The sequence below is a fragment of the Candidatus Methylomicrobium oryzae genome (assembly GCF_016745425.1).
GTDB lineage: Bacteria > Pseudomonadota > Gammaproteobacteria > Methylococcales > Methylomonadaceae > Methylomicrobium > Methylomicrobium oryzae.
On sequence record NZ_JAERVK010000021.1, the window covers coordinates 1 to 25,926 of the forward strand.

The window sequence follows — 25,926 nt, forward strand, 5'->3', positions numbered from 1 at the left end:
GCTTCGGTCAGCCGACCGCCGACAAGCTGGATAACCGCGATTTCGTCCTTATCGATCATCGCCGCATGCCCCAATTAAGCCGCGGCCTCCGTTACCGGATCACGGTCCGGGTAAAGGGTGGTTCCGAGAAGAAGCTCCACATCGTACCGCGGCGCATCCGCCAAAAACTTTTGGACCGCCTCCATTTCGGCCTGAAGGCCGGCCACGAGCGCCTGCGAGGCGTCAATTTCGCTCTGGGGGACCGGTGGGGCGATGCGATCAATCTGATCCGCCGTGAAGTCCTTTTTTTGCAGTTCGGCAACCTGAAAGTCTCGCACCGAATGCTTGTGCTGCAGGGCCTTTTGTTCGCGTTCGATCAAGGAGGAAATCTCGGCCTGTCGTCTGGCTGCCCGGTTAATCAACTCGACCGGCCGGTTCTGATATTGGGCGTCGCCGCGATCGATCACGCTCTGGTTTTTCGCTCGGTTCTGGTCGAGCAATGCAATGAATTCTTGGGTTTCCGCCCAAGCGGACTCATCGTAGCCCAAGCTTTGCTTGTCGAGGCGCTTTAAGGCGCTGAGTGCCGGGGTGATGTTCGCGAGCGCGTGATGGGCGGCTTGGTATTCGGAAGGGGAAACGGATTTTTGCATGATGGCTGCCTGAAAGTTAAGTTCAGGTATAGCCTAACCCGTGCTTAACCGGGCTTTTAGCGCCGTTTTCCGATTCTGAAAGGGCGACTTTTGCGCGTTTACCGTAATTTTCGGGGGTGAAACGGGCCAGCGGTCCGAAACCCACGCCGGAACGGGTCTTGTGAAGCGTGAAGGGCTGAGGTTATGCGGGTCAAACCTGCCAATCGCCGGTTTGGAAACAGGGCGTCCGCGCCCGTAGGAATATCAGAAGCGGCTGATTTTGTTCAACTCGCCATGATGGCGAGCCACCGCGTAGCCGCCTGAAACGCCCCGAATGCTGAATTTTGCGCGGCCGCGACCGGTCACAGGGTGATAAAAAGACGGAGACCATCCATGATTTCAGAAATCGACTTACTGCAGGAGGACATTCCACGGCTGGAACAGAAGTTTGGCGCACATGACCCTTTTGTGGAGGTATTGAAAGCGCATTTGAACGCGTTACAGGATCAGGCCAAGCCGCCACCGCAAACAAAGTCACATCATCGCAGGTGGGCCAATTTTTTAGGGTTTCTCAGCCGGTGCAGGAAAGCACGTTAAAGCCGGATAGGCGGGATTCCGCCTATTGTTACAAAACAAGGACTTGGATGTGAGTTTGTAGCAGGCACAAAAAAACCGGCAACCTTTTTGGAATGCCGGTTTTGGGGTGTTTAATGCGCTTAGAAATGGCCTAAATGGTCATGAGGTCGAAAAACATTAGCCTCGTTTTCTCTGACGCGTCGCTTTCCAGCAGAAAGGAGAAGCCATTTTTCAGATAGAAATTTATGGTTCTCTCGTTATTGTAAGCGTCGACGATGATAAAGCGGCATCCCGTCTTATTACCCTCAGTGAACCAGAATTTGATGAAATCAAGAATGTCAGATCCAACGCCATTGCTTTGATGCTCGACAGAGGTCCCAAGCCTGCCAATTTTTACCGCGGGCAATGTTGAATAGCGCTTACTGCGGCTGATCCGCCTGCATAGCCGCTTAAACACAGATTTACTCATCAGTTCTCGCTTGACAGCATCGTTTGACACGCTGAAGAAAGCGAGCGTTTTGCCTGATTCAATCCAGGCGTATGTCACAGACACAAGCTCTTTGCAGGCTAAGCGAGAGTCTTTGAAAAAGAATTCGTTAAGATCACTGTCACCACAATCAAAGGTGGCATCACGTTCATCATCAATTCCCAGCCGAACCAGCACGATGACGCTCGTAATCTTCCATACCGTTTACCACGCGAAATTTCTTACCCGCCGCATGAATACGGTCGCGCTCTTCCTGGCTGATCTTTTTCCCTTCGTTTTCTTTCATCAGCGCGTCGAATCGACGCGCATCTTTGCCGGTTAAAATCGGCGTGTCTTTAATCGGTGTAGCCATCCCGGCCTCCCATGCTGGCATTATAGTAGTAGTTTTACCGGTGTTTAGAAGGGGTTTAGCCCTACTTTAGTAGTATAACAGACAGCTATAGATCGTAATAGTCAGCAACGCACAGTAACGAATAGCAATGCACAGTAAAACGCAAGAACCGGCACTTTCGGTGGCCATGGCATTTTATGGCGCAGAAGCAGCGTGCGATACCGAACAGAAAGTAACTCGAGGATAAGGCAAACTGTATTCCACCTCGCTCCCGGGGTTTAGCCGCTCATTGCATCACCTTGGCGGGGATAGCCTACCTATTCCTCGCCAGGACGCCCGGCAAGGAGGCCGGGCGCGGGCTATGGATGCGATCGTAACCACTACGCCAGCCGCTTTTCAGGCGTCTTCAGGAGATCAACTTTACTTCGGACGTAGACCAGGGCCGCCTGCAGCTGCTTGAATTGATCCTCAAAGCCGTCCATCTTGTCCGGGTGGGTTTTCTGCATGAGGGCTTTCAGATCCTTGATGACGGCCGCTTTTTGGAGTTCGTCCATCGGCTCTTCAAAAAAACGGTCTTTGAATAAGAAAAATGTCCCGTGTGCTTTTTCGGCAATTCGGCAGACGGCATTGACCTCTGCGATCAACTGGTTGCGTTCGCGGCCGTCGGCCATCTGCCAATACTTCACTTTCTGCGGCAGTCCTTGTTGCCCATAGGGCTCATCCAGCCGATATTCGAAAACAATCAGGCCCGCGGCATGCAAATCGCGGAGCGTGCGGTTAATCTGGCTGATGCTGACCGGCCGAGGCGCACCGTACCAGTTGTGATTATGCTCCAGCATGTACTGAATCGAGCTGGCCGAATAAGGTGGGGCGCCGCCGCAATCTTCGTTCGGTTCGGTCAAACATTTGATGATGACTTGTCGGTTTCGGGTTTGCTTCATGGACTTCTAATTGTATCAATGCGGGCTGCAACAATTTCTGATGGGCTTCTTGGCTTTCTAACTGTACCAATGCGCAAGACAACAACTTAAACGACCCTCAACTGCGGCGGCATCGGTTTAGCCACCGTCTGGCCATTGGGCAACTCCACGATTTGATACTGCCGCAGTGGATGGCCAAGGCTTTCTTGCACCATTTCTTGCAATAGATTATCTGCAAAATATTGAAGCTCTTTATTGTGTTGCATTGCACGAATGACTGCTTTCGTCACTGCATGATGCAGAACAGCGTCCTGACTGACACAATCGGCGGTGCTGGCGCCATCCTCGACTTTGTAAACGATCAACTCCATCAGGTTTTCCGCTCCATCCGCCAAAGCCCGCTGGACATGAATATGATGAGTGGAGAGCATTGCGCCATAAACGTGGACTGACGCCGGGCCGGCCTCGTCGAACTGCCGGATTAAATTAACCAAAATGTCCTGGATCTGATTTTGATTGGCTTGATTCTCTTTCAACGCATCTTGGAGCTGGCCAATGCGGTTTTGCCAGACTGAATGGCGGTGCTTGAAAAATGGATTATCGGCTGTCAGTTTGATCTGCCGACGGTGATGACGAACTTCATCGCGCCACTTGCGATTAAATTTAAGGTTTTTTCTGTAGACCCGTTTGAATCTAAGAATGAATTTCGCAATTTGCAGTTGGGTCATGTGTGGAGTGGTGTTGGTCATGTTATTCATGGTCGTTTTAGATTGGGTTTTAGATGTCTGAAGTCGTGGAAAGAAAGGTGGTATAGGCAATTTGATACACCTCCTGTTGAGATAACTTTGGGTTGGTCTTAAATATCTGATAACCAACAGATATTCTCGATTTTATTTCAGCATAATCCCTTTCTAAAATCGCGCTTTCATTTAGGGTGTCAACCATCAAGGCAAAGGCCTCGCTTTCCGTCAGGCCGTCCTGGCCACAAACAAATCCGTACAACACGCCAATTCGGATTTCTCGCTTTTTAATTTGTTTGATATAGGTTTTTATTGCTTCCAGTTCTTCCCGGGCTTGGCGTCTTTCTTCCGCCTGCGCCGCGGTTTTGCGTTGTTTGTAAAGGGTTATGGCAATGCCGATCAAGGCGCCGGCTATGATTGCGATAATAATGCTCATTCGTTAATCTCCATTAAAGTTTTTTGTTTGCATCTTTTTGGCGAACCGGCTCATGCAAGCCTGCCGTGTCTAGCCTTCAAACTCGTCGCCATCTGCAAAGCTTTTTGCCGGTATTTTTCTTGCTGCTCCGGATCGAGGTCACGATAGTCGTGCATTTCATCGATCACCGTGTTAAAAAACTCGATTTCGTCGCCCATCCAGAAAATTTGATCCTTCCGCGCAGCGATCACAATTTCCTTTTCCGCCGGCGTCAGCGTTGCAAACTTGCGCGCCAGAAACCCCAGGCGGTTTGCATAGGGCCAATCGACACCGCTCTTGACCGGCCGTTTTTTCTCACTGATATGCTCGGGCTTGAAAAGCCGTTGCCAGAAGTTCAAGGGTTTACTGCCCATGATGAATGGCCGCATTTCGAGCGTATCGGGAAAATATTTTTCCATGTACGCGAACAGGGAAATTTTCATTGGGTCGTCGCTATGGACAACTGGAGATCCGCCAGGGACGTTAAACATCTTTTCGCGAGCCATGGTATTTTTTCTCCGCGATCTTGACGAAGTTTTGCGCGTTGATGATGAAATCGAAATCCGCTGCCCAGACTCTGCCATCTCGGCCTGGCGGCGATCGGCCCATCAGGAACGCACTCTGCGCGATGAACGTGAAATAATTTTTCCAGCTGTCGAGTGTATCCAGTTCGTCTGACCATAGCGCCCTGATGCGCTGCTTCCTCGTCTCGGTGAGTTTGTAAACCTTGGGCAGTGCTTTCAGGATTTCGTGGTAGAGGTCGATGATGTCCTGATACGGCGGAGCGTCTTTTTTCGAATTTATCTTCACCACATTGCTCGTGCTCGGCCCAGGCTGAGCACATGTGCTGTTGTTTTCCTGATCCTGATCCTGATCCTGGTTCGGAAAGGGTTTAGCAAACCCTTCGGGAACCCCTTTCGAAGGGTTTGCTGAAGCCCCAATTAAGCCACCAGAGCTGATTACATGATCCAACTCATCAGGCACAAAGCGCGAGAACTTACGAACAGAAGCGGATACAACACTTAAAACCGGGGATGTCTTGGGTACTTGATCGATAAGCTTTATCAGCGATTTGGCTTGATTCGGATTCTCAATCTGATTAAAACGAAGATAATTCGTTATGCAAACCCATTGAGATGCTGAGTCAAGGGTTATGAAACCGCTGTCGGACAGTTCCTTTAACCCTTTCGAAACCCTTTCGAAACTCCAGTTGATATCAGTAGAAACATAACCGATAGGCAATCGAAACGCCCCCAGCATATTGGAATGCGGACCGGTTAAAAGATACAGCGCAAGCAACCTCCCATCTTCTGAAAGCGATGATGTATCAGGACTGGTCCAGAATGTTGAATGGACACGGCTATAGTCACGCATTTATGACTCCAACATCTCAGCCGCCAGCTTGCGGTGCTCAGGCGTCAAACGGTAGACACCCGGCCGGCACTTTTTACCGTCTTGGTCGATGACCTCAATGATTTCGCAGGTCCAGCGCCATCCGGCGCAGCGCAGGGACGCCATAAGTTGGGGAATGTTGTTTTGGCCGACTTTGATTTGAAGTTGCTTGACGGATTGACCGTCAGACGCCGCTAACGCCGCTAATGCGCGGCGCTGGCGGGGAGTTTTGATGATGGGGGTCATTATGCCCCCCCGTTTTTCCGCTCGATGCAAGCAAAAAATTCGGCCTCATCGATCAAAACCCTGCGTCCGACCTTCTTGAAGGCCGTCGAAAAACCATTGCTGTCTTTGTTGAAAATGAGATGACGCAAACCGCCCTCAGGCGGCCAGCTATGATGATTTTTCCAGTCTGGAACGGGGATCAGGCGAGTTGCGGGTTGTGTAGTCTTTGGTGCTGTTGTAGTCATAGTATGCCCATTCGATTCAGAATTGATGAATCGCCGCGAAGTGTTGTCACTCGCGGCTTGAGCAAATTATCGGGGTTAAAAAATAGGCTAAACGCTGACGGGCGCTATTTTCTGTTATTGGGGCTTATTGTCCGCTATTAGTAGTATATTTCGCCCATCGCTTGGCAAAAGCCGTCCGGCTTAATAGCGGAGCGCCGGGCATTTTTAGATAGTCTTCGCCATTGCAGGTACTGGTGGTGATTTCGTAACCAGCCGGGGGCTTTTCACATAATTTTCCCCATGCTTGCACCTCATTCGGCAATATTTTGAAGTCGGTATGAAAAGCCCGTGTCATATCATCGATTACCTGGAACCAGTCATCCTTACGGCTTGGTTCATTTAATAATCCTGAGTCAGCAATATCATTCTGCCCCAAATATGGACGCACCTTGCCGAATTTTGGATCCCCATCTGCTTTATCCTTTGGCAATGATTTTTGTTTTGCATTGATCCAATCATATAAATGTGATTCATTTGGTATATTTACCCCGTTCTCAGAGCAGAACTTAAGGTGTTGCTCTGGAGATATAAGCGGAATTCCGCGGCAAGAAAATTCTATTTTTAGTCCATCCGAATGAATTCCCTTAACTGACCATATTCTAGGTAAACCATTAATAAAAACCTGCTCAAGTATGCATACCGCTTCACATCCACAAAGATGTAACGATAGATCTTTTACATCACCAACCTTTAATCCTTTGAAAAATTTACCCCATCCAGAATCTGGCGTATGAGATGACGTCATTTCCTTTTCATTCGACCCTCCAACTAGATCGGACAAAACTCCATAACTCCAGCTATAACCAGCCGTAACATCATCAAAATCAAGTAATCCAGCACCTAGAGAATTTTCTAAAAGACTAAACAGTGCTCGTTTTTCATTTCTGCATTCAGCAAAATGAAGGTTGGCAATCTGTAAAATTGTTAATTTTTCCGGCCAATTATCTCCATTCAAACTAGCCTCAATCTGACGGGCCTTATAAAAAGCATATTTGTTTTTCATTTTGCTCCCTCACCAAAAATCTTGGCGTTCATTGATGCCACCACGTTTGAAACATGACCATCCGATAAGTGGGCGTAACGCTTGACCATTTGCAGCGTCTTGTGCCCCAGTATCTCGGCAATCTCAGCCAAGCTGGCGCCGTTCATGGCCAGATAGCTGGCTGCGCAGTGTCTAAGGTCATGCCATCTGAAATCTTCGATTTCTGCTCGTTTTACAGCGTATTCAAAAGCATCACTTAAATCGATTGGTTTGTTTTTGTGTTTGATACCGGGAAATAACAAATCAGTGTCAAGCCGTCTTACCTTGGCATGTTCCCGCAAAAGCTCAAGGCCATGGCCGCTCAATGGAACACGCCGTCTTTCTCCATTTTTGGTTTCATGGAGGACAATATATTCATCTTTCAGGTTTACATCCTGCCACTTCAACCCCATCAATTCCCCTTGCCTCATGCCTGTCGATAGCGACAGAGTGACGCACAGATAAAGCCAGTTATTCTTTGATTTTTTACAGGCATCCAATAATCTCCGGCGCTCATCGTCATCCAAGAAGCGAACTCGGCCCCGCGCTTCCTTAGGCTTTTTCACTTTTCTTACTGGCGAATCTTCCAGCCATTGCCATTCGTTCACGGCAATAGTGAAAGCATGAGACAGAGCCGCCATGTATCGCACTACAGTCGCTGGGCTGCGCTGTGTTCCCCGATAAGTAATACCGCCAGCCAATTCATCGCGGTATTGCACGATCAAAGCCGGCGTGATGTCGGACAGCAAATAGACCCCCATTCGCTCTTTCCACCATTCAATCTGCATTTTCTGCCTAAGTTCTTGCTTAGGCTTGGTCGGCAAAACATCTTTGATATAACGGTCTGCAAGATCGGCAAATGTGTGCTTTTTAGCTTCAATAGTTTTGAAGTGCCGTCCGTCCCGGATTGCACTTTCAGTGTCTTGAATCCACTTTTTTGCATCGGTCAGCCGTTTGAAGGTGGCTGTCTGGCGGGGTTGTCCCCGGAGCCTTATTTCTACGGTATATCGGATTGAACCGTCTTTAGCAGTCCGCTTGTGAATGGTTGCCATCATTGCCCCCCTGGGAAGCAATTCGGCTTTTTTGATATGATGTGCCTAGCCATTGCTTAACCCGACTCGTTAAGTAATTCGGTTAGGGCTTGTGGGTGTGGGTAGCACCTCCAAGCCCGCGTTTTTTCTAGGCTTGCATTATAATCTTTTGTCGCAATTTTGTCGCACTTGACCCCAAAAATAGACAATAAAACCCAACAATAGACAATACGTAATTAAACTAAGCAATTGATATTAATATTGTCATTTATTTTTAATTGTTGTGATTTTTTGACATTTTGAGACTTAAAATCCCTCGGTGGCAACACCGTGCCGGTTCGACTCCGGCCCGACCATCAAATTCAAGGACTTAGGTTTTTAACCAAGTCCTTTTTTATTGTCTTATTGTTTTTGAGGGACTCTAATGGGACACCTCTAATAAATACCGCAACACCTCCCAAAAATTGGGTCGGTTTTTGCCGAAAAATTTCCATTCCCCGCACCGGTTAAGCAGCTAAACTCTTGACTTGACCTCATTCAAAACTAGCCCCAACTGTTTCAGATAGTGATCATCTCAGCCCGATCCTCAACTACCTTTCGCCTGTGATTAGAGTTAGTGTCTGTTCTAATTTACTAAACGGACACTTCAACAATATCCATGCTCATTCAAATCGAACAGCGCTGATGTTGTAAATGATCATTAACCGATTCCGATCGGTAAGGTAATCGGTAACCCAGGACAGACATCGGCATAAAGCACCACCAGGCAATCAAAGTCCGGTGTGTGTTTGGTTCGACCGATTCTGGGGCGAATTCATCTAGCTATACCCATCCTGCCAAGGACAATTTCGTCTAATACAGAGCATGCAATCTATCACGCCATTTGACACTTCATTTGATTGAAAATTGTGTCATTTGCCGCAGTTACTCTAGGAAAAAACCGCTGGCTTATCAGGCTATTCCTTGAAATAAAATACAAATTAGTTTATGGCCTAATTATTGCGCTTCGTTGTCATCGGTATGAAACAAGCCTCTTTGGCTCACCGAGTTAATTAAAACAACAACCACGGAGTCAGCATGAAAAATTTGGCAGTAATTCGAACGGTGTCTGTTCTTACAGGTGTAATCGGCGCATTGGTTTCCCCTCATGTCACCGCAATGGGTATGGGCGGTTGCATGATGGGCTGTACCTCTACTGCTACGATCATTGATCCACCGCGCGGTGCTGCGTTTTCAGACCCCCAAGTGATGCAAAACATCTCTTCAATACAGGGAATTGTAGAAGTCAATCTGGAAGCTAAAATCGCGCCGGTTAATATCAACGGAACTGTCGCCAATCTGCAAACGTATAATGGCGCTTACCCGGCCCCAACCATTAAAGTCAAAAAAGGCGACTTGCTGAAAGTCCATTTCAAAAACTCTCTGCCAGATACAGGTTTGAATATGATGGGCGAACCGCGCGCCGATACCAATCTGCACACTCATGGTCTGCACGTCTCGCCGGAAGGCAAATCCGATAACGTCATGCAACGCTTCGGCCGCACTCAAAGCTTCGATTACGAATACGATTTAGACTGGCATCCGGACGGCAACCTGAATTGGTATCACCCGCATGCCCACGGCAATGCCGCCGAACAAGTCTGGGCCGGACAGGCGGGCGCGCTGGAAGTGGATGACGAAACCCCGGTGCTTTCAGGCTACGAGACCCATATTATGGTGCTCAAAGACATCAGTTTGAGCGGCGGAGCACCGGCGGCTCATACCGGCAGCGACTTCATGAACGGCAAGGAAGGCGATACCATGATGGTCAACGGCAAGGTCAATCCTTTGTTGGCTATGCGCCCAGGCCAAGTGCAACGCTGGAAGATCGTCAATGCCAGCAACGCGCGATTCTACAAATTGAGTTTAGCCAGCCATAACCTGAATGTGGTCGGCACCGACGGTGGTTTGCTCGACAAACCTTATTCGCAGAGTACGGTGCTGTTGTCGCCGGGCGAACGCATCGACGTATTGGTTAAAGCCTCGACCACCAAGGGTTACTACAAATTACTGGCACAGCCTTATAACCGTGGTGCGGGGGCCTCGGCCACCCAGCAAATCACGCTGCTGACCGCCAACATCACCGGCACCAGTTTGATTCAAAGTTTGCCAACCTCGGTCAATCCCAATGCAGTACGTGTTGCAGTGCCAGCCGGTGCTGTCACCCGCAACCTGACGTTGTCCATGGGCATGATGGGTGGGGGAATGATGGGAGGCATGGGCATGGCGACCATCAACGGCATTGCATTTTCCGAAACCAATGGCGTAATCGATGCTTACACCATTCCGTCGTTATTAAATACCTATGAAGTTTGGAACATCTCGAACCAGAGTATGATGGATCACCCCTTCCATCAACACGTTAACCACGCGCAAGTGATTTCGATCAGTGGCGGCGACTCGGCTTACAAAAGCCTCTATACCAACACTCCGGCCTGGAAAGACACCGTTATTGTGCCGGCCATGGGCAGCATCAAATTGCTGGTGCCGGTCAAAGACTTTACCGGTATGACCATGTTCCACTGTCACATTCTTGAGCACGAAGATATGGGGATGATGGGCATTTGGGACATTCAATAACGCCTATCTGGCCTACTTCATACATCACTAGCAATATTCGGAAATTTAGAGCATTTTCGTTTTGGGTGTCCGGTCATCCGCAATGCCGCAAAGTTAGGGGAAACGCGTCATTCCGGCAGGGCGCAGTTGCCGAATCCACAAGCCAGGGACGGCAAGCTTTAAGGCATCCCTGCAGTCTGGATCTCGGCAATCCTTGCCGAGATGAGGGGGCTGGACTTAACGGCATGATCTCCCTAGAGGCGATATGGAAATGCTCTAGATGCCGATAATTTGTATTGAGGTAGGCCGACGCCTTCACTTTTCTCGTTTCACCCTGAAAATGTCATTGCTGATTAACCCATGATGACAACACTGTACCTCATGGAAAATAATCATCATACTGCTTAAATGTCTTCAGATTAGGAAAAAGTTTTTTGCTTATTTCAGGCTGTCAGGTTATTCCATGGAACCGGCCTTTCGGATTTAAATTTTTGATTGATTGGAAAGCTTAAATTGACCGATCCAAGATGATCGGCCGTATTTAACAACTGTAAGTCGAGCTTGAAGCTTATTTCTGAAATGCCAGATTGGTTTCAGATTTCTATAATTTTTAGATACTTATCATTATGACTACCGCCATTAAATTGGTCCTTGCATCGAGTTCGCCGTACCGCCGCGAATTATTGAAAAAACTCGGTCTTCCTTTTGATACGGCTAACCCGGATATCGATGAGACGCCGCTGCCCGATGAAGCGCCACTGCAGACCGCCATGCGTTTATCGCTGCAAAAGACCACCGCACTGGCGCCTAAATTTCCGCAACACCTGATTATCGGCTCGGATCAGGTGGCGATGCTGGAAGACAAACCGCTAACCAAACCCGGCTCCCGCGAAAACACAATTGCGCAATTGGCGGCCGCCTCGGGTAGAACGGTGCACTTTTATACCGGCGTCTGTGTCTACGACAGCCGTAACGGGCAACATCGAGTCGACTGTGATCATTGTGCCGTGACGTTTAGAGTGTTAGCGCGAGAGCAAATCGAACACTATGTCGATCTTGACGAGCCCTTTAACTGCGCGGGCGGATTTAAAGCGGAAAATTTAGGTATTGCCTTGTTTGAGCGAATCGAGGGTGACGATCCGAATGCGTTGATCGGTTTACCGTTGATCAAACTGATCCGATTGCTGGAAGCCTTCGGCGTCAAGGTGATTTAACTTCGGCTCCGGTTCCTATATAAACAAGTCCGTCATTCCGGCAATCCCTTCCGTGGCAGGCTCTGCCGGACAAATCCGCCGGAAGCGGGTTTGCATTGACCCTGTCGGGGGGCTAGGCAGGATAACTCCCGCATAATGGCCATATACGGTAGATCAATTGTAAGCCGAATAAGGTCTTGTACCCTTTTCACTGCGAGGCGTGGAGGCTGCCGGGTCACAGGCATACTCTCTGGACGCTGCCTCCCCGATACGAGTGATTTCCCGGTCTGTTGGCGCTTGATCAAGCTGCTGTTTTCAAAAAGATTGCCGCAAGATTGCCGCGCACCGGGCGCCTCTCATCCTTCCGCTGCCAACGACGCTTAGCAGTCAGCCTATAAACTATTTCTAATAAAGAGAATCTCTAAAAATACCGATAAAAGGTAAAATATGGCAAGCCAACCCCGCTTCGGAAACAAGCGATGACCGCCCAGCAAGATGACTTTTTCGGTTCCCTTTTCGAGCACCGTGACCAGCGCCTCGACCGGTTGGGTAACACGCTTGTGGAACTGGACGCGAATATCGGCTGCGAAGCCTTCCGCCCGTTATTAGATCGACTCGAACCAAGATGCGAAAACCGTCAGCCGGCAGGAAGCCCTGGGACGTCATCTTGATGCTCAAAGTGTTAACCGGCTTCGAAATTGTTCCACTTATTCATGAAATAGGCGTCCAATTTTTTCAAATATAAATCAAACAACTGTCATAAAAGGGATTTTCAAAGTTACCAGTTCGCCAAGCACTGGAAAATTTCAATTCTTGTTAACAAATAAGCCACTGGTTAGGCGAACGAAGTGGATCGTTAACGATGGATACGCTTCAATACATTGTTCAGCTCGTGCTTCTTACTAACCGGATCATTCTTGCTCCAAAACGATAGCCGTAGCACCCTTTCTCAGGTAAACTATTGATCCGGCAAAGCTATTTTGATGGACTGATTAAATCAGCTCAAGCGCATGGAGCCTGCTTTTATCCGTTTTGCAATGGCGGAAAAAGCGATTGCCCCGTTTAACGATCCGTTCAATCATCCGCCTGTTGGAAAATATTGTGCCCTATCGTGCGTTTTTAATGCCCATTTACAATACGGTCGAAAGCATTATCGACGGATGCCGCAATAGAGTCGTCCCCGAAATTGGAAGCGTGCTCTATTGCGATCTGGCTTTTGGCTATATGGATCATTCCGGTATTTATATCGGCGATAACAAAATCGTCCATTTGACGCGATACGGGAAAATTCAAGTCACCACGCCCAAAGGTTTCATTAACGGCGGCACGGCGATCCATATCTATGTGTCGTGCCGCAACGGCATTTCGACCGGCTCTTATGTTTCCGCGGAACGGGCCATCTCGATGGTCGGCGCCTCAAGAAGGTACCATGTGTTGCTAGACAACTGCCATCAGTTCACCTGCGGCTGCCTGACCGGCAATTTCGATAATACCGACAACTATCTGTGGGTGCTGAAGAAAAGGTCCGGCGAACATTTAAGGGCCAATACCTGGCGGTATTGGAATATTGACCTCTTTTAAGGGCAAGCGGGCGTTTTCGGGCTCGCGAACCGCAGCTTCACCCGTATTCGAGCGGAGCGCCGGCCGCTTGGCCTATCCCTTTCAAAATCTCCACCTCCTCTGGGTGCGTTAACGCACCGACTCGGCAGGGTTTTACGTTCAGAGTATTTCCAGACTTCGGTCCGCCCTTTAAAAACACGCTCGCCAAACCTGCGCATTAGCCCAGGTAATTCGCCCCTTTACATGAATCGGATTTCAAGCTTTTTGCCCTTGAAGAGGTAATGGATATGAATAGGATTTCTTCTTCATTGCTACCAGGAAAATTGATATTGGCGGCTTCGAGTACTTTAGTCTTATCAGGCTGTCCGCTCACGGTAAACCTGAACGTGGCGACGGATAAACCCCTTGCGCTCAACATGATTGTCGACAAACCGATCAATGTAAAACTCGATGCCGGGGTTGCCGTCACCAAACTGCCGCCCGTAAGAGTCACCATGGGTAAAAAAGATTAATATAGTTGTAGAAGAAGCATATCGGTAAAGGGAGGGATTTTTTCCTGCCGATTTCCTGTTCGAACCTAAAAGGAGGAGGTAGTTATGATGGCATTTCTGGCACACCTGATCCTGACGGCAGCCTTGCTGCTGCTCGTAGCCCACTTTGTCCGCGGCGTTCAAGTGGAAGGCTGGGGCGCGGCGCTGATCGGCGCGCTCGTTCTCGGCATCGTGAATGCCGTCGTACGGCCGCTGATGGTCGTGCTGACCCTGCCCTTTACGATCCTCACCTTCGGGCTTTTTCTTTTAGTGATCAATGCGTTGATGCTATGGCTGGTTGCCGGACTCGTGTCCGGTATCCGTATCGAAAGTTTTTGGGCCGCCTTGATGGGAAGCGTGCTGCTGACGCTGCTCAATCTCGCGGTTGAAATCATCTTGTAGAAAAATGGACGGAACAGCCGAAGTTATTGGTGAGCGTTAGTTCCTGATCATATCCCCGCCACCCCGCTCCGCCTTGGCCGCCCAGGCTGCCCGCCCAGGCTGCCGGCCGACCGTCCACTCCGCGCTGCCGTATCCGATACCGATCCTCACCGATCCGTAAAACACCCTCAACCGTATTGTAACCCTTAGCGTTTACCCCTCGTTGCGTCGATTCCCGAGCTATCGGCATTCCTTTACTCAAATTCGGAACCGTGAAAGGTTCACCGGTATTCCGCTTTCATGGCCTCTCTGACTCTTTCATTCCCTGCCCCAAAAAAGACCGTCATATTTTTTTCCTTGACGGACCAGGTTCACGACAAGTTAAACTGATGATTCATCAGCGTAATTCTACCTCTTCATTTATGAACGACATGACAAAAATCAAAAACATCGGCATTATCGGCGCCGGCGTATCGGGCCTGGCCGCCGCCCGCTTGTTGAGCCGGGCAGGCTTCGAATGCGAGATTTTCGAAAAGGGCGACAGCGTGGGCGGCGTATGGTCGGCAGGCTATCACACCTTCGGCCTGCAAACTCCCAAGTCGCTTTACGAAATTCCGGATTATCCGATGCCGGACAGCTATCCCCGGGTTCCCAGCGGAGAAGAACTGCAGGCCTATTTCGAAAATTACGCCAAAGACTTCGGCATTTTCGACAAAATCCGCTTCCATACCGGCGTCGACAACCTGCAGCAACACGCCGACGGCAAATGGCGCGTCGAATTTACCGATCAGCGATCCGGACAAAAAGGAGAGAAAACGTTCGATTTTATTGTGGTCGCGGCCGGACTTTATTTCGATCCGTATATCCCGGACTATCCGGGCCGAGAGAACTTTCAGGGTGATGTCCTGCACACGGTCGACTATCGCTCGCCCGCTGCGGTGACCGGCAGAAAAGTGGCGGTCGTCGGCTTCGGCAAAAGCTCGCTCGACGTGGCCGGCGAGGTCGCCAAATTCGCCAAGGAAACGACCCTGATCTACCGCAAGCCGCATTGGCCGATACCGATGGACATCTTCGACCTGCTCGACGTCAGGCGCATTTATCTGACACGCCTGGCCTGCGCTTTTTTGCCGCTCTACCAGCGCCCCGAACCGTGGGAGAAGCGTCTGCATGATTCGTTTTCCTGGCTGGTATCCGCTTTCTGGCGGTTTACGGAGGCCGTAATCAAACTCCAATACCCGCTCAAGGCCAGTAATACGCTGACGGACGAACCGTTTGAAATCGATATTTTCAATCTCGATTTTCTGCCCCGAAAGGAGGTCTATCAACTGATGCGCAAAGGCGCCATCCGCAACGAGCGGACGACGATCAAGGCGTTCACGCCCACCGGCCTGGAACTGGAAAACGGCGGCCGAATCGACTGCGACGCGGTGATTTTCGGCACCGGCTACCGCGCCGATACCGCCTATCTGCCGGAACGCTTCAAGCAAACGCAGGAAGCGGACGGCGTTTATCTGTACCGGCACATCATCCATCCCGACATCAGCAGTATGGCGTTCATCGGCCGGGCCGCAACTTTCTCCAATTCACTGACCTCGCATCTGGCCTCGGTCTGGCTGGTCCATTGGCTGACCGGGCGGTTCCAGTTGCCCGACAAAGCGGCAATGCTGGCGGAGATCGAGTCGATGAAGCAATGGAAGCGGAGCTTCATGCCGGCGATCAGCTGCCGAAGCACGGTCATCAAGCTGCACATGATCCATTATCACGACGAATTGCTGAACGATGCGGCGCTCAATCCGCGCAGAAAACCCAATAAACTCGCCGAATTCCTGCAGGACTACCGGCCAAGCGATTATAGGGAAATCTTAAATTCGATCGGCAATACTTAACTTTTCGCAGTTATTAGTGTTAAATAACCGCTGCCGACTGACTAGGAGAAACAAAACATGGTCGAACCGGTGGCCTTGTCCGATTTTTTTATCGGTTTTTTCAGCGGTGCGCTGATTATTTTGCTTGCGGCGCTTTATGCGGCGCTGTTCGCCTGGGAGAAACTGCAGGGCGGCGCTGGATTCCGCTACGGTTCCTGGCTGGCCTACGGGCTCTTGCTGGCCTGCGCGGCGGTCTTCGCGAAAGTCCTGCATCTGGAAGGGCACTGGAAAATCCTGACCGTATTGATGGTCGTCGGCTATTGGTGGATGCCGCGTTTGATATGGCGCTTATGTGCGGCCACGCACGCGCATGAGTCCGGACGATAACTCTAAAAAATAAAAAATCGGAGGCGTTATGAACGAACCAATTCCCTTCTGGGCTTCGGAAGCGTTTTGGAAAAAAACCGCAATCTGGGTCACGTCAGGCTCTTTCGTCCTGTTGATCCTGCTGACCTTCGACTCGCTGGCGAAAATTTCCGCCGGCGGTTCGAGAGTGCCGGCTTACAGCGTCATCAACAAGGACATCAGTTACCGCTTCGACAAACAATTGCAACGCTACCAGCCGGTGGTGCTCGGCGACGCGCCGCTGTTCGGCAAAATGCTGAACGAAGCCGAAGCGGAGCAGCTGGTGACGCTCGGCAAGAAAACCACCCAGGCGAAAAACTGCATGAATTGCCATACACTGCTCGGCAACGGCGCCTACTACGCGCCGGACCTGACCAAGGCCTGGCTGGACCAAGCCTGGGGCGGCGCCGGGCATGAGACGGCGATGGTGCAGTTTCTGCTCGATCCGGAAAAATACGCCCGCACCTACGGTTCCAACCGAAAGATGCCGAACCTGGGCATCACCGAGGAAGAAGCGCGCGGCGTCGTAGCCTTTTTGAAATGGATGTCCGCCATCGACACCAACGGTTTCCCGCACAACTTTAAAGCCATCGGCGCAGAGGAGGAATGATCATGGCAATGCAAGCGTATCAACAGAAAGCGGCCGGTTTAGCCGCGGATTTACGTTCCCGTTACGCGGTCTTCATGGCCAACTCCCATTTGACCGGGGGACAGAAACTGGCGGTGCACTATTTTACGGCGGCCGTCGTCCTGTTCATGGCGCAGCTGCTGTTCGGCCTTTTGGCCGGCCTGCAGTTCATCTGGCCGGGATTCCTGTACGAAATCCTCGACTTCAACGTCAACCGGATGGTGCACATCAACGCGATGGTCGTGTGGATGCTGTACGGCTTCATCGGCTCGGTCTACTGGTTTCTGGAGGACGAAAGCGGCGTGCCGGTCGTCGGCCTGAAATGGGGCCAACTGGCATTCTGGGTGCTAACCGGGGCGGTCGCGGTGGTGGTGCTGGTATACCTGCTGGTGCAGGTCGGCAGCGGCAACGACACCTCGCTCTGGTTCATCAACGAGGGCCGCGAATATATCGAAGCGCCGCGCTGGGCCGACATCGGCATCGTGGCGGTGATGCTGGTATTTTTCTATAACGTCGCGGCGACCTTCGCCCAAGGCAAATGGTCCGGCATCGCCGGCGTGCTGACGCTGGACCTGGTCGCCCTGGCCGGCCTGTACCTGGCCGGGATGTTCTACGCCACCAACATCAGCGTCGACCAATACTGGTGGTGGTGGGTGATTCACCTCTGGGTCGAAGCCACCTGGGAAGTGCTGGTCGGCTGCATCATGGCCTGGAGCCTGATGAAACTGCTCGGCGTACGCCGGCAGATCGTGCAGACCTGGCTGTACATCGAAGTCGCGCTGATGTTCGGCTCCGGCATTTTGGGCCTGGGCCATCATTATTTTTGGATCGGCACGCCCGAATACTGGTTCACGATCGGCGGCTTTTTCTCCGCCCTGGAACCGATTCCGCTGGTCGCGATGGTGGTGCATTCGATTTACGATTCCGGCGTACATAACTTCAAAAACAGCAATCATCCGGCGCTGGCCTGGATCATCGCGCATACCTTCGGCAACTTTTTGGGCGCCGGCGTCTGGGGATTCATGCATACCCTGCCGCAAATCAACCTTTACACGCACGGTACGCAATGGTCCGCTTCGCACGGCCATCTCGCATTTTTCGGTGCCTATGCCACGATCAACATCGCCTTTTTCTATCTGGCCGTCCAGCAGGCGCGCGGCAATTGCTGGATGGGCGGCGGACTGGCGGACGGCTGGCGCTGGAAATCGGCGCTGGCTTTGCTCAATCTGGGCGTGATGGGCATGACCGTCGCGCTGCTGATCGCCGGCTACGAGCAATCCTTCATCGAACGCGCGGTCGAAGGTTCGACCTGGACGGCTTATTTCGACGCGCAAAACCATCCCTGGTTCGTACAGGCGATGGTATGGCGGGTGATCTTCGGATTGATGACGATCGCCGGGGGCGGCTTGCTGTTCTGGGATTTGCTGGCGATAGGCAAAACCGAGACGAGAAAGGCCGCGGTGATTAATCTTGCGTGACCGTTTTGATGGGCGATTCGGCCGGCAGTTGCCGGCCGCTTTTTTCTGAGCTTCGGTAAAGTTTCCCATCTTCGGAACCGTTTACCGGGTTTTCGAAAAGCCGGAGGGAAAATCCGCATCATAAATGGAGAATCCGATACAGCTACCGATCATCGTCCGGCGTCCGTTCAGGATCATCGCCCATCGCGGCGCCTCCGCCTATGCACCGGAAAATACCCGGGCCGCTTTTCAATTGGCGGTTGCGATGGGCGCCGAAGACATCGAGCTGGACGTGCAACTGTCGGCCGACCACCAAGTGGTCGTCTGCCATGATCCGACACTGGAACGCTACGGCCATCCGGGACGGATCGACACCCTGAGCTGGCCGCAATTAGCGCAGTTCGACATGGGCTCCTGGTTTTCGCCTTATCTTTTTCGCGGCGAAAAGCTCTTGAGGCTCCGGGACCTGTTCGAAACGTACGGAGCGAAAATCACCTACCATATCGAGCTGAAAGGCGCCTCGGATCCGCTTCCTCGGCACGTGTGCCGGCTTATCGCAGACTTCCAATTACAGGGCCGCACCGTCATTACGAGCTTCTCCTTTGAGGCATTGCAACAAGTCAAAGCGATTTCCCCTTCTTTACGGCTCGGCTGGCTGATCCGGAATATCGACGAGAATGCATTAGCGAAAGCCCAGGCACTTGAATTATTCCAGCTCTGCCCCCGCGCCGACCTGCTCACCGATCAAGCGGTAGGCCTTGCCCATACCGTAGTCCACGAAGTCAGGGCCTGGGGAATCCACGGAAATCGCGAAGAAATCCTGGCGTTGATTCTAAAAATCCTCGATATAGGCTGCGATGGCACAACTCTCGACTGGCCGGACTGGATTTTACATTCCGCCCAATAAAGATTCGGGGGATCTTGGCCTCCCCAAATTTTTACTCGACAACGGCTTTCCGTCGTTACTGCGTAGACACCGAAACTCATCATTCGGCAATCCGATCATTTTGGCAGGGAATGCGGCAAATATGTCATTGCATAAAAATTTCCGAAGCGTATAGTGATCTCCACCATAATTCCTTATCGGAAAAATCGGGAATGCGATTTGACAAGAACTGTCGACCGGATCGGCGACAGCCTAGTCAGCCCGCTGGGTTTGGATAAATTTTCACTGAACGAACCGAGGCATTACCCATGAAAACGACAACCGAATACGGCCTAATGCTGGACGAATTTATCGAACGGAGTGCCCAAATCGATAAACTGCTGGCAAAAAATCCGCAAAGCGCGGAGGTCAAACAAGAACTCGAAGCATTGCGTACCAAGCAGAGAGAAACCACCCGGATACTGGAAAAATTGGAAGTATCCAGCAGCAGCATTTGGGAAAACATCGGCTACGGAGGCTAAGCTCCGCAGCCGTTAAATTAAGGATCTGGTCGATCATCACTTCCCCACCTGTAAGTTTTGTGCATTGGGTTACACCCCAGGACACAAGCTGCCGTAGGGTACGCTCGACTGCAAGGGTGCAGGAGATACGAGCCCAAGGAAGGGCGAGGTAGATCGCGTCGGGAACAAGCGATCGAGGGCAACGCATGGAGCAATTGCCGAGCGTACCTTTTCACTCTCTATGGTACGCACAGCGTACCCTACGGCGGAGCTTGAAGGAAGACGTTTTAAAAAGCTGCATACTCTCATTTAGCTGGAGTCACGGCCGGAAAAGCGGTCATACAGCTACATATTCTGAATATTGCCGACCAAATCGCCGAAATACGCGACCAATTGGTGCAAATAAGCCATCAGCTTGTTCACCCAGGCCTGCAGCATGATGTAGTGGTTATGATGCTTGAAATTCTGGTCCAAATAGAAGCTCAAGCCCCGGTAGAAGGTGTTGATGCCCATCACCACCATGATCATTGCGGCGGCCTTGTACATCATCCCGCGAAGGCCTGCGTTGATCCTGCCGAAAGCCAGGCTGATGAATAGCATCATGGGCAAGGTGCCGGCGCCGAACGCGAGCATCAGCGAACCGCCGCCGAGAACGCTCGGGGCGGTGGTCGCCTTCACCGCCATCGCGAAGGTCAACGGGCACGGCATCATGCCGTTCAATAAGCCCGCCAGCAGCGCGCCGCCGAGGGGGCCTTGCCGCCGGGAGACCGCATAGCCTTTGCGCAGCCATTGCAAGGGCAGCAGGCGCAGCGAGCCTTGCCAGGGCAGCCAGCCCAGAATGCCGAAAGCGAGCCCGGTCACCACAAGGCCGATCAGCATCTGCAAAATGCTCTGAATCTTGCCGAATACTCCGCCCGCCACCAGCACCACGCCGAGCAGCGCGGCGGCGACGCCGATGAGGCCGTAAACCGAGATGCGTGCAACCTGATACGACAGATACGGCCAATACGAGCGTTGTTTGCCGGCGTTCATGAAATAGCCGGACACCAGGGCGCCGCACATGCCGAGGCAATGGCCGCTGCCCAAAAAACCCGCGATGAAGGCGAGTGTATAATCGAAACCGCCGGCTGCAGATGCGGCCTCCGCCATGCCCTGCATCGCGCCGTGTCCCATCGCAGCGTGATCCATCATCGAATGATCCATGCCGAAAACCTACTTTTTACTCAAGCGCAGCGAATTAAGGACCACCGAGAGCGAACTTAATGCCATCGCCATGGATGCGATCATCGGATTCAGCTTGCCGATCGCCGCGACCGGAATCGACACCGTGTTGTAGCCGAAGGCCCAGAACAGGTTTTGCTTGATGATGCGGATCGTATCGGTGCTTAATTCGATCGCATCGGTCACTTTACCGATGTCGCCACGGGCTAGCGTCATATCGGCCGACTCGATCGCAATGTCGGTGCCGCTGCCGACCGCAAAGCCGACGTTCGCGGCGGCCAGCGCCGGCGCGTCGTTGATGCCGTCGCCGATCATGCCGACCTGTTTGCCTTCGGCCTGCAGGCGTTGGATGATCGCAAGCTTCTCCTCCGGCTTCGCATTCGCAACAATCTCGACGATACCGACTTTGCGGGCGATAAACGCGGCGGTCTTTTCGGTGTCGCCTGTCGCCATCACGGTTTCGACGCCGAGCCGGTGCAGGCGCGCGATCGCCTCGGCCGCATGCTCGCGCGGCCGATCGGCGATCCCGAATACGGCTGCTTCCTGATGATCGACCGCCATGTACACCGGCGTCTTGCCCTGCTCGGCGAAGCCTCCGGCCGCCGCTTCCAGATTCCGCACATCGATCTGGCGCTGACGCATCCAGGCCAGGTTGCCGAGCAGCAGGGATTTGCCGTCGACGTCGGCTTCGATGCCGCGGCCCGGCTCGCTGTAAAAGTGCGAACATTCGGCCGGGCCGATGCCCCGTTCGTGAGCGTATTCGACGATTGCTTTGCCGAGAAAATGCTCGGAGTTGTGCTCGGCGGAGGCGGCCAGCATCACGATCGTTTCCTCGCCGAAGCGCGAGACGTTCGACAGATCGCTGACTTTCGGCCTGCCTTCGGTGATCGTGCCGGTCTTGTCGAACACGATCACATTCAGTTTCGCCGCCACTTCCAGGCTTTCGCCGTTGCGGATGTAAATGCCTTTCTTTGCGGCCTGGCCCGTGCCGACCATGATCGACGCCGGCGTCGCCAGACCCAGCGCACACGGGCAGGCGATCAGCAGCACCGTAATCGCATTGCCCAGCGCCAGGCCGAACGGCGCGCCCAAGGCCAGCCAGCCGGCAAAGGTCAGACCTGACACCGCCATCACCGCCGGCACGAATACCGCCGAAATTTGATCGACCTGTTTCTGGATCGGCAGTTTGGCCGACTGCGCCTGATCGACCATGTGCACGATGCCGGCCAGCACCGTATCCATGCCGACCGCGATCGCGCGAATGCGCAGCACGCCGTTGCCGTTCACGCAGCCGCCGATCACTTGATGGCCGACGTCTTTGATCACCGGCAGGCTTTCGCCCGTTACCATCGATTCGTCGACCGTCGAGATGCCCTGCACGACTTCGCCGTCGGTCGGAATCTTTTCTCCGGGCCGCACCAACAAAATGTCGCCAACGGCAACGCTTTCGACATCGACGGCGATTTTAAGACCGTCCCGGATCAGCGTCGCGGTCTGCGGCTGCAGATCGACCAGTTGTCGGATCGCCTCGCCGGCCTTGCCTTTGGCGCGTTCTTCGAGATAACGGCCGAGCAGCACGAACACGATGATCGCGGCCGCCGCTTCGAAATACATGTGGCCGCGGCGCTTCAGGAATGAAGATAAACTGAAGGCATAGGCCGCACCGACGCCCAACGCGATCAACGTATCCATATTCGCCGCCCTGTGCCTGGCGAGCCGGAAAGCCTTGTCGAAAAACGGCTTGCCGGCGCCGAACACGACCGGCGTCGCGAGCGCGAATTGCAGCCAGTGCAACGGGCGCGACTTGGCCATCGCCATGCCCAGGATGATCACCGGCGTACTCAGCGCCGCCGACCACAAAAAGCGCCGCCAGGCCGAGCGGATGCGGGCTTGCTCCTTTTCGATCAGCTTCTTGCGCTGTGCCAGGGTATCCATCGGATAGGCCTTGTAGCCCAGGCGCGCGACTTTTGCCGAAACCTCGTCCCGGTCCAATTGTCCCTGCACAACCAGCGTTTCGGTCGCAAAATTCACGCTGGCCTGCTTAATCTTCGGGTCGCGGTTAAGCACCATTTCGATCAGCAGCGCGCAGGAGGCGCAGGTCATGCCCTCGATCGCCAGATCGACTTCCCTCATTTCGTTCGAGAAATCGATCTTTCGACGCGGACCGGACGATCGGGGCCGGCTGGCCAGATTGCCGAGCACCGTATCCAGCATCACCAAGAGATTTGCCTTCGGCAGACGGTGCGAATCGAACTCGATCACGACCGTGCCCAGCGCGGGGGTGGAACGCGTCTTTTTGATTTCGGCGCGCTTTTTGAGCAGAATTTCGAGGATGTAACAGCGCTCGCCGTCCTTTCTCAGCATGGGCGCTTCGATGCGGACCCGTCTTTGCAGTTGATGCAATACTCGAAAATGTTTATAGGCTGGCGATGCGTCAGGGCTCATGAGTCATTTCCATACTTGTTTTCAGTTGCTTAGGATTTGGTCAGTCATCACTTTCCCCCCTGGTTCCCCGCCGAGCGCTCATTGTGACACCCCCTTTACAGCTTGTTATGCCCCAAAGGGCACAACCCGCTGTAGGGTACGTTGTGCGTACCATGAGGAGCTTGAAAAGATACGCACAGCGTACCCTACAGCTGAAGATAATTACGGAGGAACGGGTTTTTAGCCACATCCTTAGGAAAAAGCGCCCTTACCTCGGCCGGCGCGAGCGCATCAACAGATAAATCATATAAAACACCGCCATCCATTCGTAGCGGTACTTCAGCGGCCGGGGAATCCACTCCTTGGTGATATGATCCCAGTGCAACCGGATCAGAAACAGCACCAGCACGTCATTCAGAAAATCGATGACCATTTTTTCCGGATCCTTGAAAAATTTACCGGGCTGGGTGAGCCCCTTGCCGACGATCTTCGCCGCCTGCAAAGTTTCCCTGGCATCGTCGTATTTCCGGCCGAACCAGCGGAAGGCCTGCAAATTTTTGAATCGGGTGCCGACGCGCTGCCTGGCGGCCTGAAGGGCTTTGGGCTTGGCCGCGGCCAACACGTCTTTCTCCAGGTCGCTGACGATCCGGAATAACAATCGGCACAAACCCACGAAATCATGCACCGTTTCCTGATAACGGATGACCAATTTTTTCTGGCTGCGATACACCTGAACCCGGTAAATGCCGTCCACCGCCAGCAGTCTTCCTGTCAACGCTTCCGCAGCCCCTGCCGTACAGAACGCCGAGGGTATTTCAAAACGAACGTGTTCCGAGCCCCGATAGCGCAAAATAAACTCTTTTTGAATAGCCATAGTCAAAAACACCCGGATAAAAAACGGGTGATTCCCGAACCCGGAGAAATCACCCGTTTCTGCGAAAATGGGGAAGGAAAAAAGCCCTGCGCCGGCTCAGCTCTCTTCTTTGGTTTCGGCGACGATGTCTTCCAGGTTTTCTTTTTGCTGCAATACAAAATCCTTGCCGGAATCGAGCGCCTTGTTAGCGGACGCGATGATTTGCTTGCGGTATTTGTATACATAAACGCCGGCCACGACGCCGGCACCGAATACCAAAACGGGATATTTCGCTAATTTGCTCATCAGTTTTGCTCCTGTGTGAACGGTAACGGAAGCCATTGAGCCTTTCATAATTTCCTTGCCCATGGAATCCTTTGCTTTACTCATTTCCTTCATCATGTCTTTGCCATGTACGTGCGCCATCACGAGACTCCTCTTGAATTGAATCCAACCTCACCGCTCAGACAATGCCGCGCGGCAAGGAGACAAACGGTTTAAATTTTGTTTTGCTGAAAAATCTTTATTAGGGATAAGAAACCCTGAATCTCGGTCTAGCGCCGATGTTTATCCGGAGAACCTGAGCGCGAAGATTTTTGGCCAATCCAAACCTGGAATTTCGCCAAGTCAGGCTCTACCTTAAAGAGCGTTTCAACCGTTGGGATCGGCCTCGTCGGCCGCATTGAGGGCTTCGTCTTCATGCAGCACCTGGTAGATGCCCATACACCCCTCGCAGCAAAACGCTTTGTCCCCGTCTTTCGTGCGCCACTTGAAATCTTGGTTCAATACCGGCAACCCGCAAAGATCACAGGCTTTATCGTTTTCGCTCATGATAATATCAATTTATTATTGGGTATGAAAATGCTACTAAACTCGGCAACGAGGCGCAATGTATTTATAAAAATTCCGAGGGGAATAAAAAAACCGATTCGCCGAAACCGTTGCGGAGGGCGAATCGGGCGAGTATGTATGACGGTGAAGAGCGGACGGATAATTCGTTACACGGGCTGCCACCGCCTCCCCATCTTCCGGCAGCTTATCTAATCAACCGGCGCAGGGGCTTGTTTCAAGCGTTAGCAGTATAGCACGGCCGCCGACTGCGCCTCCTCAATCGGCGATTTCGGCCTCCGCAGTCCGAATATTAGCGTCTGATCGCCTGATTCCCGGCTTTCATCAGCGCCATCCTGAGCGCACCGGTCAGACTTGCGCCCAAGCCGATGCGGGTTGCCAGAGCGGGAATCAAAATCATCGATGCCAATGCCAGGCCGGTTCCTACCAATAAGGCGCCGTTGCCGCCGGAAGGCTGTGAGATGGTGTGTTGTGCTAATTGTTGACTCATTGCTGCGACCTCCAGGG

Annotated in this window: 30 protein-coding genes; 12 read left to right on the forward strand and 18 right to left on the reverse strand. The window is 52.4% G+C overall.

Annotation, left to right across the window (positions count from 1 at the left end; translation table 11 throughout):
• Positions 1 to 74 precede the first annotated feature (74 nt).
• A complete protein-coding gene (locus JJL52_RS18920; RefSeq protein ID WP_202054072.1) occupies positions 75 to 629 on the reverse strand; it encodes a hypothetical protein in 555 nt (184 codons plus the stop codon).
• 372 nt (positions 630 to 1,001) lie between these two features.
• On the opposite strand from JJL52_RS18920, the gene JJL52_RS18925 reads away from it, so the two are divergent.
• Positions 1,002 to 1,205, forward strand: coding sequence for a hypothetical protein (locus JJL52_RS18925; protein ID WP_202054073.1), 204 nt, complete (start codon positions 1,002 to 1,004; stop codon positions 1,203 to 1,205).
• 130 nt (positions 1,206 to 1,335) lie between these two features.
• Here JJL52_RS18925 and JJL52_RS18930 read toward each other — a convergent pair whose 3' ends face one another.
• The 11 genes from JJL52_RS18930 to JJL52_RS18980 form a co-directional block, all read right to left on the reverse strand.
• Positions 1,336 to 1,848 carry a GNAT family N-acetyltransferase gene (locus tag JJL52_RS18930; protein ID WP_202054074.1) on the reverse strand — a complete coding sequence of 171 codons (513 nt, stop codon included), beginning with the start codon at positions 1,846 to 1,848 and terminating at the stop codon, positions 1,336 to 1,338.
• The gene (locus JJL52_RS18935; protein WP_202054075.1) at positions 1,826 to 2,023 is read right to left on the reverse strand and encodes a hypothetical protein; all 198 of its coding nucleotides are present in this window, start codon (positions 2,021 to 2,023) and stop codon (positions 1,826 to 1,828) included. Before JJL52_RS18935 ends, JJL52_RS18930 begins: the two co-directional genes overlap by 23 nt.
• A 359-nt stretch (positions 2,024 to 2,382) precedes the next feature.
• On the reverse strand, positions 2,383 to 2,943 hold the full coding sequence (locus JJL52_RS18940) for a hypothetical protein (protein ID WP_202054076.1): 561 nt from the start codon (positions 2,941 to 2,943) through the stop codon (positions 2,383 to 2,385).
• An 86-nt stretch (positions 2,944 to 3,029) separates the two neighbouring features.
• A complete protein-coding gene (locus JJL52_RS18945) occupies positions 3,030 to 3,680 on the reverse strand; it encodes a hypothetical protein (protein WP_202054077.1) in 651 nt (216 codons plus the stop codon).
• A gap of 19 nt (positions 3,681 to 3,699) precedes the next feature.
• Positions 3,700 to 4,098, reverse strand: a complete 399-nt coding sequence (locus JJL52_RS18950; protein WP_202054078.1) for a hypothetical protein — start codon at positions 4,096 to 4,098, stop codon at positions 3,700 to 3,702.
• Positions 4,099 to 4,148: 50 nt separating this feature from the next.
• Positions 4,149 to 4,559 (reverse strand): hypothetical protein, encoded by a 411-nt coding sequence (locus JJL52_RS18955; RefSeq protein ID WP_202054079.1) that lies wholly within the window; start codon positions 4,557 to 4,559, stop codon positions 4,149 to 4,151.
• Between the two features lie 40 nt (positions 4,560 to 4,599).
• Positions 4,600 to 5,490, reverse strand: coding sequence for a hypothetical protein (locus tag JJL52_RS18960; RefSeq protein ID WP_202054080.1), 891 nt, complete (start codon positions 5,488 to 5,490; stop codon positions 4,600 to 4,602).
• Positions 5,491 to 5,754, reverse strand: coding sequence for a hypothetical protein (locus tag JJL52_RS18965; RefSeq protein ID WP_202054081.1), 264 nt, complete (start codon positions 5,752 to 5,754; stop codon positions 5,491 to 5,493).
• Positions 5,754 to 5,978, reverse strand: a complete 225-nt coding sequence (locus JJL52_RS18970; RefSeq protein WP_202054082.1) for a hypothetical protein — start codon at positions 5,976 to 5,978, stop codon at positions 5,754 to 5,756. Before JJL52_RS18970 ends, JJL52_RS18965 begins: the two co-directional genes overlap by 1 nt.
• Positions 5,979 to 6,102: 124 nt before the next feature.
• The gene (locus JJL52_RS18975) at positions 6,103 to 7,020 is read right to left on the reverse strand and encodes a hypothetical protein (RefSeq protein WP_202054083.1); all 918 of its coding nucleotides are present in this window, start codon (positions 7,018 to 7,020) and stop codon (positions 6,103 to 6,105) included.
• Positions 7,017 to 8,090 (reverse strand): tyrosine-type recombinase/integrase, encoded by a 1,074-nt coding sequence (locus JJL52_RS18980; protein ID WP_202054084.1) that lies wholly within the window; start codon positions 8,088 to 8,090, stop codon positions 7,017 to 7,019. Before JJL52_RS18980 ends, JJL52_RS18975 begins: the two co-directional genes overlap by 4 nt.
• Before the next feature lie 1,056 nt (positions 8,091 to 9,146).
• On the opposite strand from JJL52_RS18980, the gene JJL52_RS18985 reads away from it, so the two are divergent.
• The 11 genes from JJL52_RS18985 (at position 9,147) to JJL52_RS19035 (ending at position 20,093) form a co-directional block, all read left to right on the forward strand.
• A complete protein-coding gene (locus JJL52_RS18985) occupies positions 9,147 to 10,688 on the forward strand; it encodes a multicopper oxidase family protein (protein ID WP_236994371.1) in 1,542 nt (513 codons plus the stop codon).
• Positions 10,689 to 11,293: 605 nt separating this feature from the next.
• Positions 11,294 to 11,881, forward strand: coding sequence for a Maf family protein (locus JJL52_RS18990; protein ID WP_202054085.1), 588 nt, complete (start codon positions 11,294 to 11,296; stop codon positions 11,879 to 11,881).
• A gap of 1,101 nt (positions 11,882 to 12,982) precedes the next feature.
• Positions 12,983 to 13,441 (forward strand): lecithin retinol acyltransferase family protein, encoded by a 459-nt coding sequence (locus JJL52_RS18995; RefSeq protein WP_236994372.1) that lies wholly within the window; start codon positions 12,983 to 12,985, stop codon positions 13,439 to 13,441.
• A 266-nt stretch (positions 13,442 to 13,707) separates the two neighbouring features.
• On the forward strand, positions 13,708 to 13,932 hold the full coding sequence (locus JJL52_RS19000) for a hypothetical protein (RefSeq protein WP_202054086.1): 225 nt from the start codon (positions 13,708 to 13,710) through the stop codon (positions 13,930 to 13,932).
• Positions 13,933 to 14,016: 84 nt separating this feature from the next.
• Positions 14,017 to 14,352: a phage holin family protein gene (locus JJL52_RS19005; RefSeq protein WP_202054087.1), complete on the forward strand. Its 336-nt coding sequence runs from the start codon at positions 14,017 to 14,019 to the stop codon at positions 14,350 to 14,352.
• 401 nt (positions 14,353 to 14,753) lie between these two features.
• On the forward strand, positions 14,754 to 16,217 hold the full coding sequence (locus tag JJL52_RS19010; protein ID WP_202054088.1) for a flavin-containing monooxygenase: 1,464 nt from the start codon (positions 14,754 to 14,756) through the stop codon (positions 16,215 to 16,217).
• A gap of 57 nt (positions 16,218 to 16,274) precedes the next feature.
• Positions 16,275 to 16,583: a hypothetical protein gene (locus JJL52_RS19015; RefSeq protein ID WP_202054089.1), complete on the forward strand. Its 309-nt coding sequence runs from the start codon at positions 16,275 to 16,277 to the stop codon at positions 16,581 to 16,583.
• A 28-nt stretch (positions 16,584 to 16,611) separates the two neighbouring features.
• A complete protein-coding gene (locus JJL52_RS19020) occupies positions 16,612 to 17,211 on the forward strand; it encodes a c-type cytochrome (protein WP_202054090.1) in 600 nt (199 codons plus the stop codon).
• Between the two features lie 2 nt (positions 17,212 to 17,213).
• Positions 17,214 to 18,707 carry a cbb3-type cytochrome c oxidase subunit I gene (locus tag JJL52_RS19025; protein WP_202054091.1) on the forward strand — a complete coding sequence of 498 codons (1,494 nt, stop codon included), beginning with the start codon at positions 17,214 to 17,216 and terminating at the stop codon, positions 18,705 to 18,707.
• Positions 18,708 to 18,831: 124 nt separating this feature from the next.
• Positions 18,832 to 19,593 carry a glycerophosphodiester phosphodiesterase gene (locus JJL52_RS19030; protein ID WP_202054092.1) on the forward strand — a complete coding sequence of 254 codons (762 nt, stop codon included), beginning with the start codon at positions 18,832 to 18,834 and terminating at the stop codon, positions 19,591 to 19,593.
• Between the two features lie 287 nt (positions 19,594 to 19,880).
• A complete protein-coding gene (locus JJL52_RS19035; RefSeq protein ID WP_202054093.1) occupies positions 19,881 to 20,093 on the forward strand; it encodes a hypothetical protein in 213 nt (70 codons plus the stop codon).
• 324 nt (positions 20,094 to 20,417) lie between these two features.
• On the opposite strand, the gene JJL52_RS19040 is transcribed toward JJL52_RS19035, so the two are convergent.
• The 6 genes from JJL52_RS19040 to JJL52_RS19065 form a co-directional block, all read right to left on the reverse strand.
• Positions 20,418 to 21,275, reverse strand: a complete 858-nt coding sequence (locus tag JJL52_RS19040) for a sulfite exporter TauE/SafE family protein (RefSeq protein ID WP_202054094.1) — start codon at positions 21,273 to 21,275, stop codon at positions 20,418 to 20,420.
• 9 nt (positions 21,276 to 21,284) lie between these two features.
• Positions 21,285 to 23,738, reverse strand: coding sequence for a heavy metal translocating P-type ATPase (locus tag JJL52_RS19045; protein WP_202054095.1), 2,454 nt, complete (start codon positions 23,736 to 23,738; stop codon positions 21,285 to 21,287).
• 247 nt (positions 23,739 to 23,985) lie between these two features.
• Positions 23,986 to 24,591, reverse strand: a complete 606-nt coding sequence (locus JJL52_RS19050) for a hypothetical protein (RefSeq protein ID WP_202054096.1) — start codon at positions 24,589 to 24,591, stop codon at positions 23,986 to 23,988.
• Between the two features lie 96 nt (positions 24,592 to 24,687).
• Positions 24,688 to 24,876, reverse strand: a complete 189-nt coding sequence (locus tag JJL52_RS21480; protein ID WP_236994373.1) for a hypothetical protein — start codon at positions 24,874 to 24,876, stop codon at positions 24,688 to 24,690.
• 345 nt (positions 24,877 to 25,221) lie between these two features.
• Positions 25,222 to 25,401: a heavy metal translocating P-type ATPase metal-binding domain-containing protein gene (locus JJL52_RS19060; protein WP_202054098.1), complete on the reverse strand. Its 180-nt coding sequence runs from the start codon at positions 25,399 to 25,401 to the stop codon at positions 25,222 to 25,224.
• A gap of 310 nt (positions 25,402 to 25,711) precedes the next feature.
• Positions 25,712 to 25,909 carry a hypothetical protein gene (locus tag JJL52_RS19065; RefSeq protein ID WP_202054099.1) on the reverse strand — a complete coding sequence of 66 codons (198 nt, stop codon included), beginning with the start codon at positions 25,907 to 25,909 and terminating at the stop codon, positions 25,712 to 25,714.
• Positions 25,910 to 25,926: the final 17 nt, after the last annotated feature.

Excerpts from the sequence above, each read along its gene's own strand:
- JJL52_RS18920 (WP_202054072.1), bottom strand. The coding sequence starts at position 629 with ATGCAAAAATCCGTTTCCCCTTCCGAATACCAAGCCGCCCATCACGCG.
- JJL52_RS18925 (WP_202054073.1), top strand. The coding sequence starts at position 1,002 with ATGATTTCAGAAATCGACTTACTGCAGGAGGACATTCCACGGCTGGAA.
- JJL52_RS18935 (WP_202054075.1), bottom strand. The coding sequence starts at position 2,023 with ATGGCTACACCGATTAAAGACACGCCGATTTTAACCGGCAAAGATGCG.
- JJL52_RS18940 (WP_202054076.1), bottom strand. The coding sequence starts at position 2,943 with ATGAAGCAAACCCGAAACCGACAAGTCATCATCAAATGTTTGACCGAA.
- JJL52_RS18945 (WP_202054077.1), bottom strand. The coding sequence starts at position 3,680 with ATGAATAACATGACCAACACCACTCCACACATGACCCAACTGCAAATT.
- JJL52_RS18950 (WP_202054078.1), bottom strand. The coding sequence starts at position 4,098 with ATGAGCATTATTATCGCAATCATAGCCGGCGCCTTGATCGGCATTGCC.
- JJL52_RS18955 (WP_202054079.1), bottom strand. The coding sequence starts at position 4,559 with ATGAAAATTTCCCTGTTCGCGTACATGGAAAAATATTTTCCCGATACG.
- JJL52_RS18960 (WP_202054080.1), bottom strand. The coding sequence starts at position 5,490 with ATGCGTGACTATAGCCGTGTCCATTCAACATTCTGGACCAGTCCTGAT.
- JJL52_RS18965 (WP_202054081.1), bottom strand. The coding sequence starts at position 5,754 with ATGACCCCCATCATCAAAACTCCCCGCCAGCGCCGCGCATTAGCGGCG.
- JJL52_RS18970 (WP_202054082.1), bottom strand. The coding sequence starts at position 5,978 with ATGACTACAACAGCACCAAAGACTACACAACCCGCAACTCGCCTGATC.
- JJL52_RS18975 (WP_202054083.1), bottom strand. The coding sequence starts at position 7,020 with ATGAAAAACAAATATGCTTTTTATAAGGCCCGTCAGATTGAGGCTAGT.
- JJL52_RS18980 (WP_202054084.1), bottom strand. The coding sequence starts at position 8,090 with ATGGCAACCATTCACAAGCGGACTGCTAAAGACGGTTCAATCCGATAT.
- JJL52_RS18985 (WP_236994371.1), top strand. The coding sequence starts at position 9,147 with ATGAAAAATTTGGCAGTAATTCGAACGGTGTCTGTTCTTACAGGTGTA.
- JJL52_RS18990 (WP_202054085.1), top strand. The coding sequence starts at position 11,294 with ATGACTACCGCCATTAAATTGGTCCTTGCATCGAGTTCGCCGTACCGC.
- JJL52_RS18995 (WP_236994372.1), top strand. The coding sequence starts at position 12,983 with ATGCCCATTTACAATACGGTCGAAAGCATTATCGACGGATGCCGCAAT.
- JJL52_RS19000 (WP_202054086.1), top strand. The coding sequence starts at position 13,708 with ATGAATAGGATTTCTTCTTCATTGCTACCAGGAAAATTGATATTGGCG.
- JJL52_RS19005 (WP_202054087.1), top strand. The coding sequence starts at position 14,017 with ATGATGGCATTTCTGGCACACCTGATCCTGACGGCAGCCTTGCTGCTG.
- JJL52_RS19010 (WP_202054088.1), top strand. The coding sequence starts at position 14,754 with ATGAACGACATGACAAAAATCAAAAACATCGGCATTATCGGCGCCGGC.
- JJL52_RS19015 (WP_202054089.1), top strand. The coding sequence starts at position 16,275 with ATGGTCGAACCGGTGGCCTTGTCCGATTTTTTTATCGGTTTTTTCAGC.
- JJL52_RS19020 (WP_202054090.1), top strand. The coding sequence starts at position 16,612 with ATGAACGAACCAATTCCCTTCTGGGCTTCGGAAGCGTTTTGGAAAAAA.
- JJL52_RS19025 (WP_202054091.1), top strand. The coding sequence starts at position 17,214 with ATGGCAATGCAAGCGTATCAACAGAAAGCGGCCGGTTTAGCCGCGGAT.
- JJL52_RS19030 (WP_202054092.1), top strand. The coding sequence starts at position 18,832 with ATGGAGAATCCGATACAGCTACCGATCATCGTCCGGCGTCCGTTCAGG.
- JJL52_RS19035 (WP_202054093.1), top strand. The coding sequence starts at position 19,881 with ATGAAAACGACAACCGAATACGGCCTAATGCTGGACGAATTTATCGAA.
- JJL52_RS19040 (WP_202054094.1), bottom strand. The coding sequence starts at position 21,275 with ATGGATCATTCGATGATGGATCACGCTGCGATGGGACACGGCGCGATG.
- JJL52_RS19045 (WP_202054095.1), bottom strand. The coding sequence starts at position 23,738 with ATGAGCCCTGACGCATCGCCAGCCTATAAACATTTTCGAGTATTGCAT.
- JJL52_RS19050 (WP_202054096.1), bottom strand. The coding sequence starts at position 24,591 with ATGGCTATTCAAAAAGAGTTTATTTTGCGCTATCGGGGCTCGGAACAC.
- JJL52_RS21480 (WP_236994373.1), bottom strand. The coding sequence starts at position 24,876 with ATGAGCAAATTAGCGAAATATCCCGTTTTGGTATTCGGTGCCGGCGTC.
- JJL52_RS19060 (WP_202054098.1), bottom strand. The coding sequence starts at position 25,401 with ATGAGCGAAAACGATAAAGCCTGTGATCTTTGCGGGTTGCCGGTATTG.
- JJL52_RS19065 (WP_202054099.1), bottom strand. The coding sequence starts at position 25,909 with ATGAGTCAACAATTAGCACAACACACCATCTCACAGCCTTCCGGCGGC.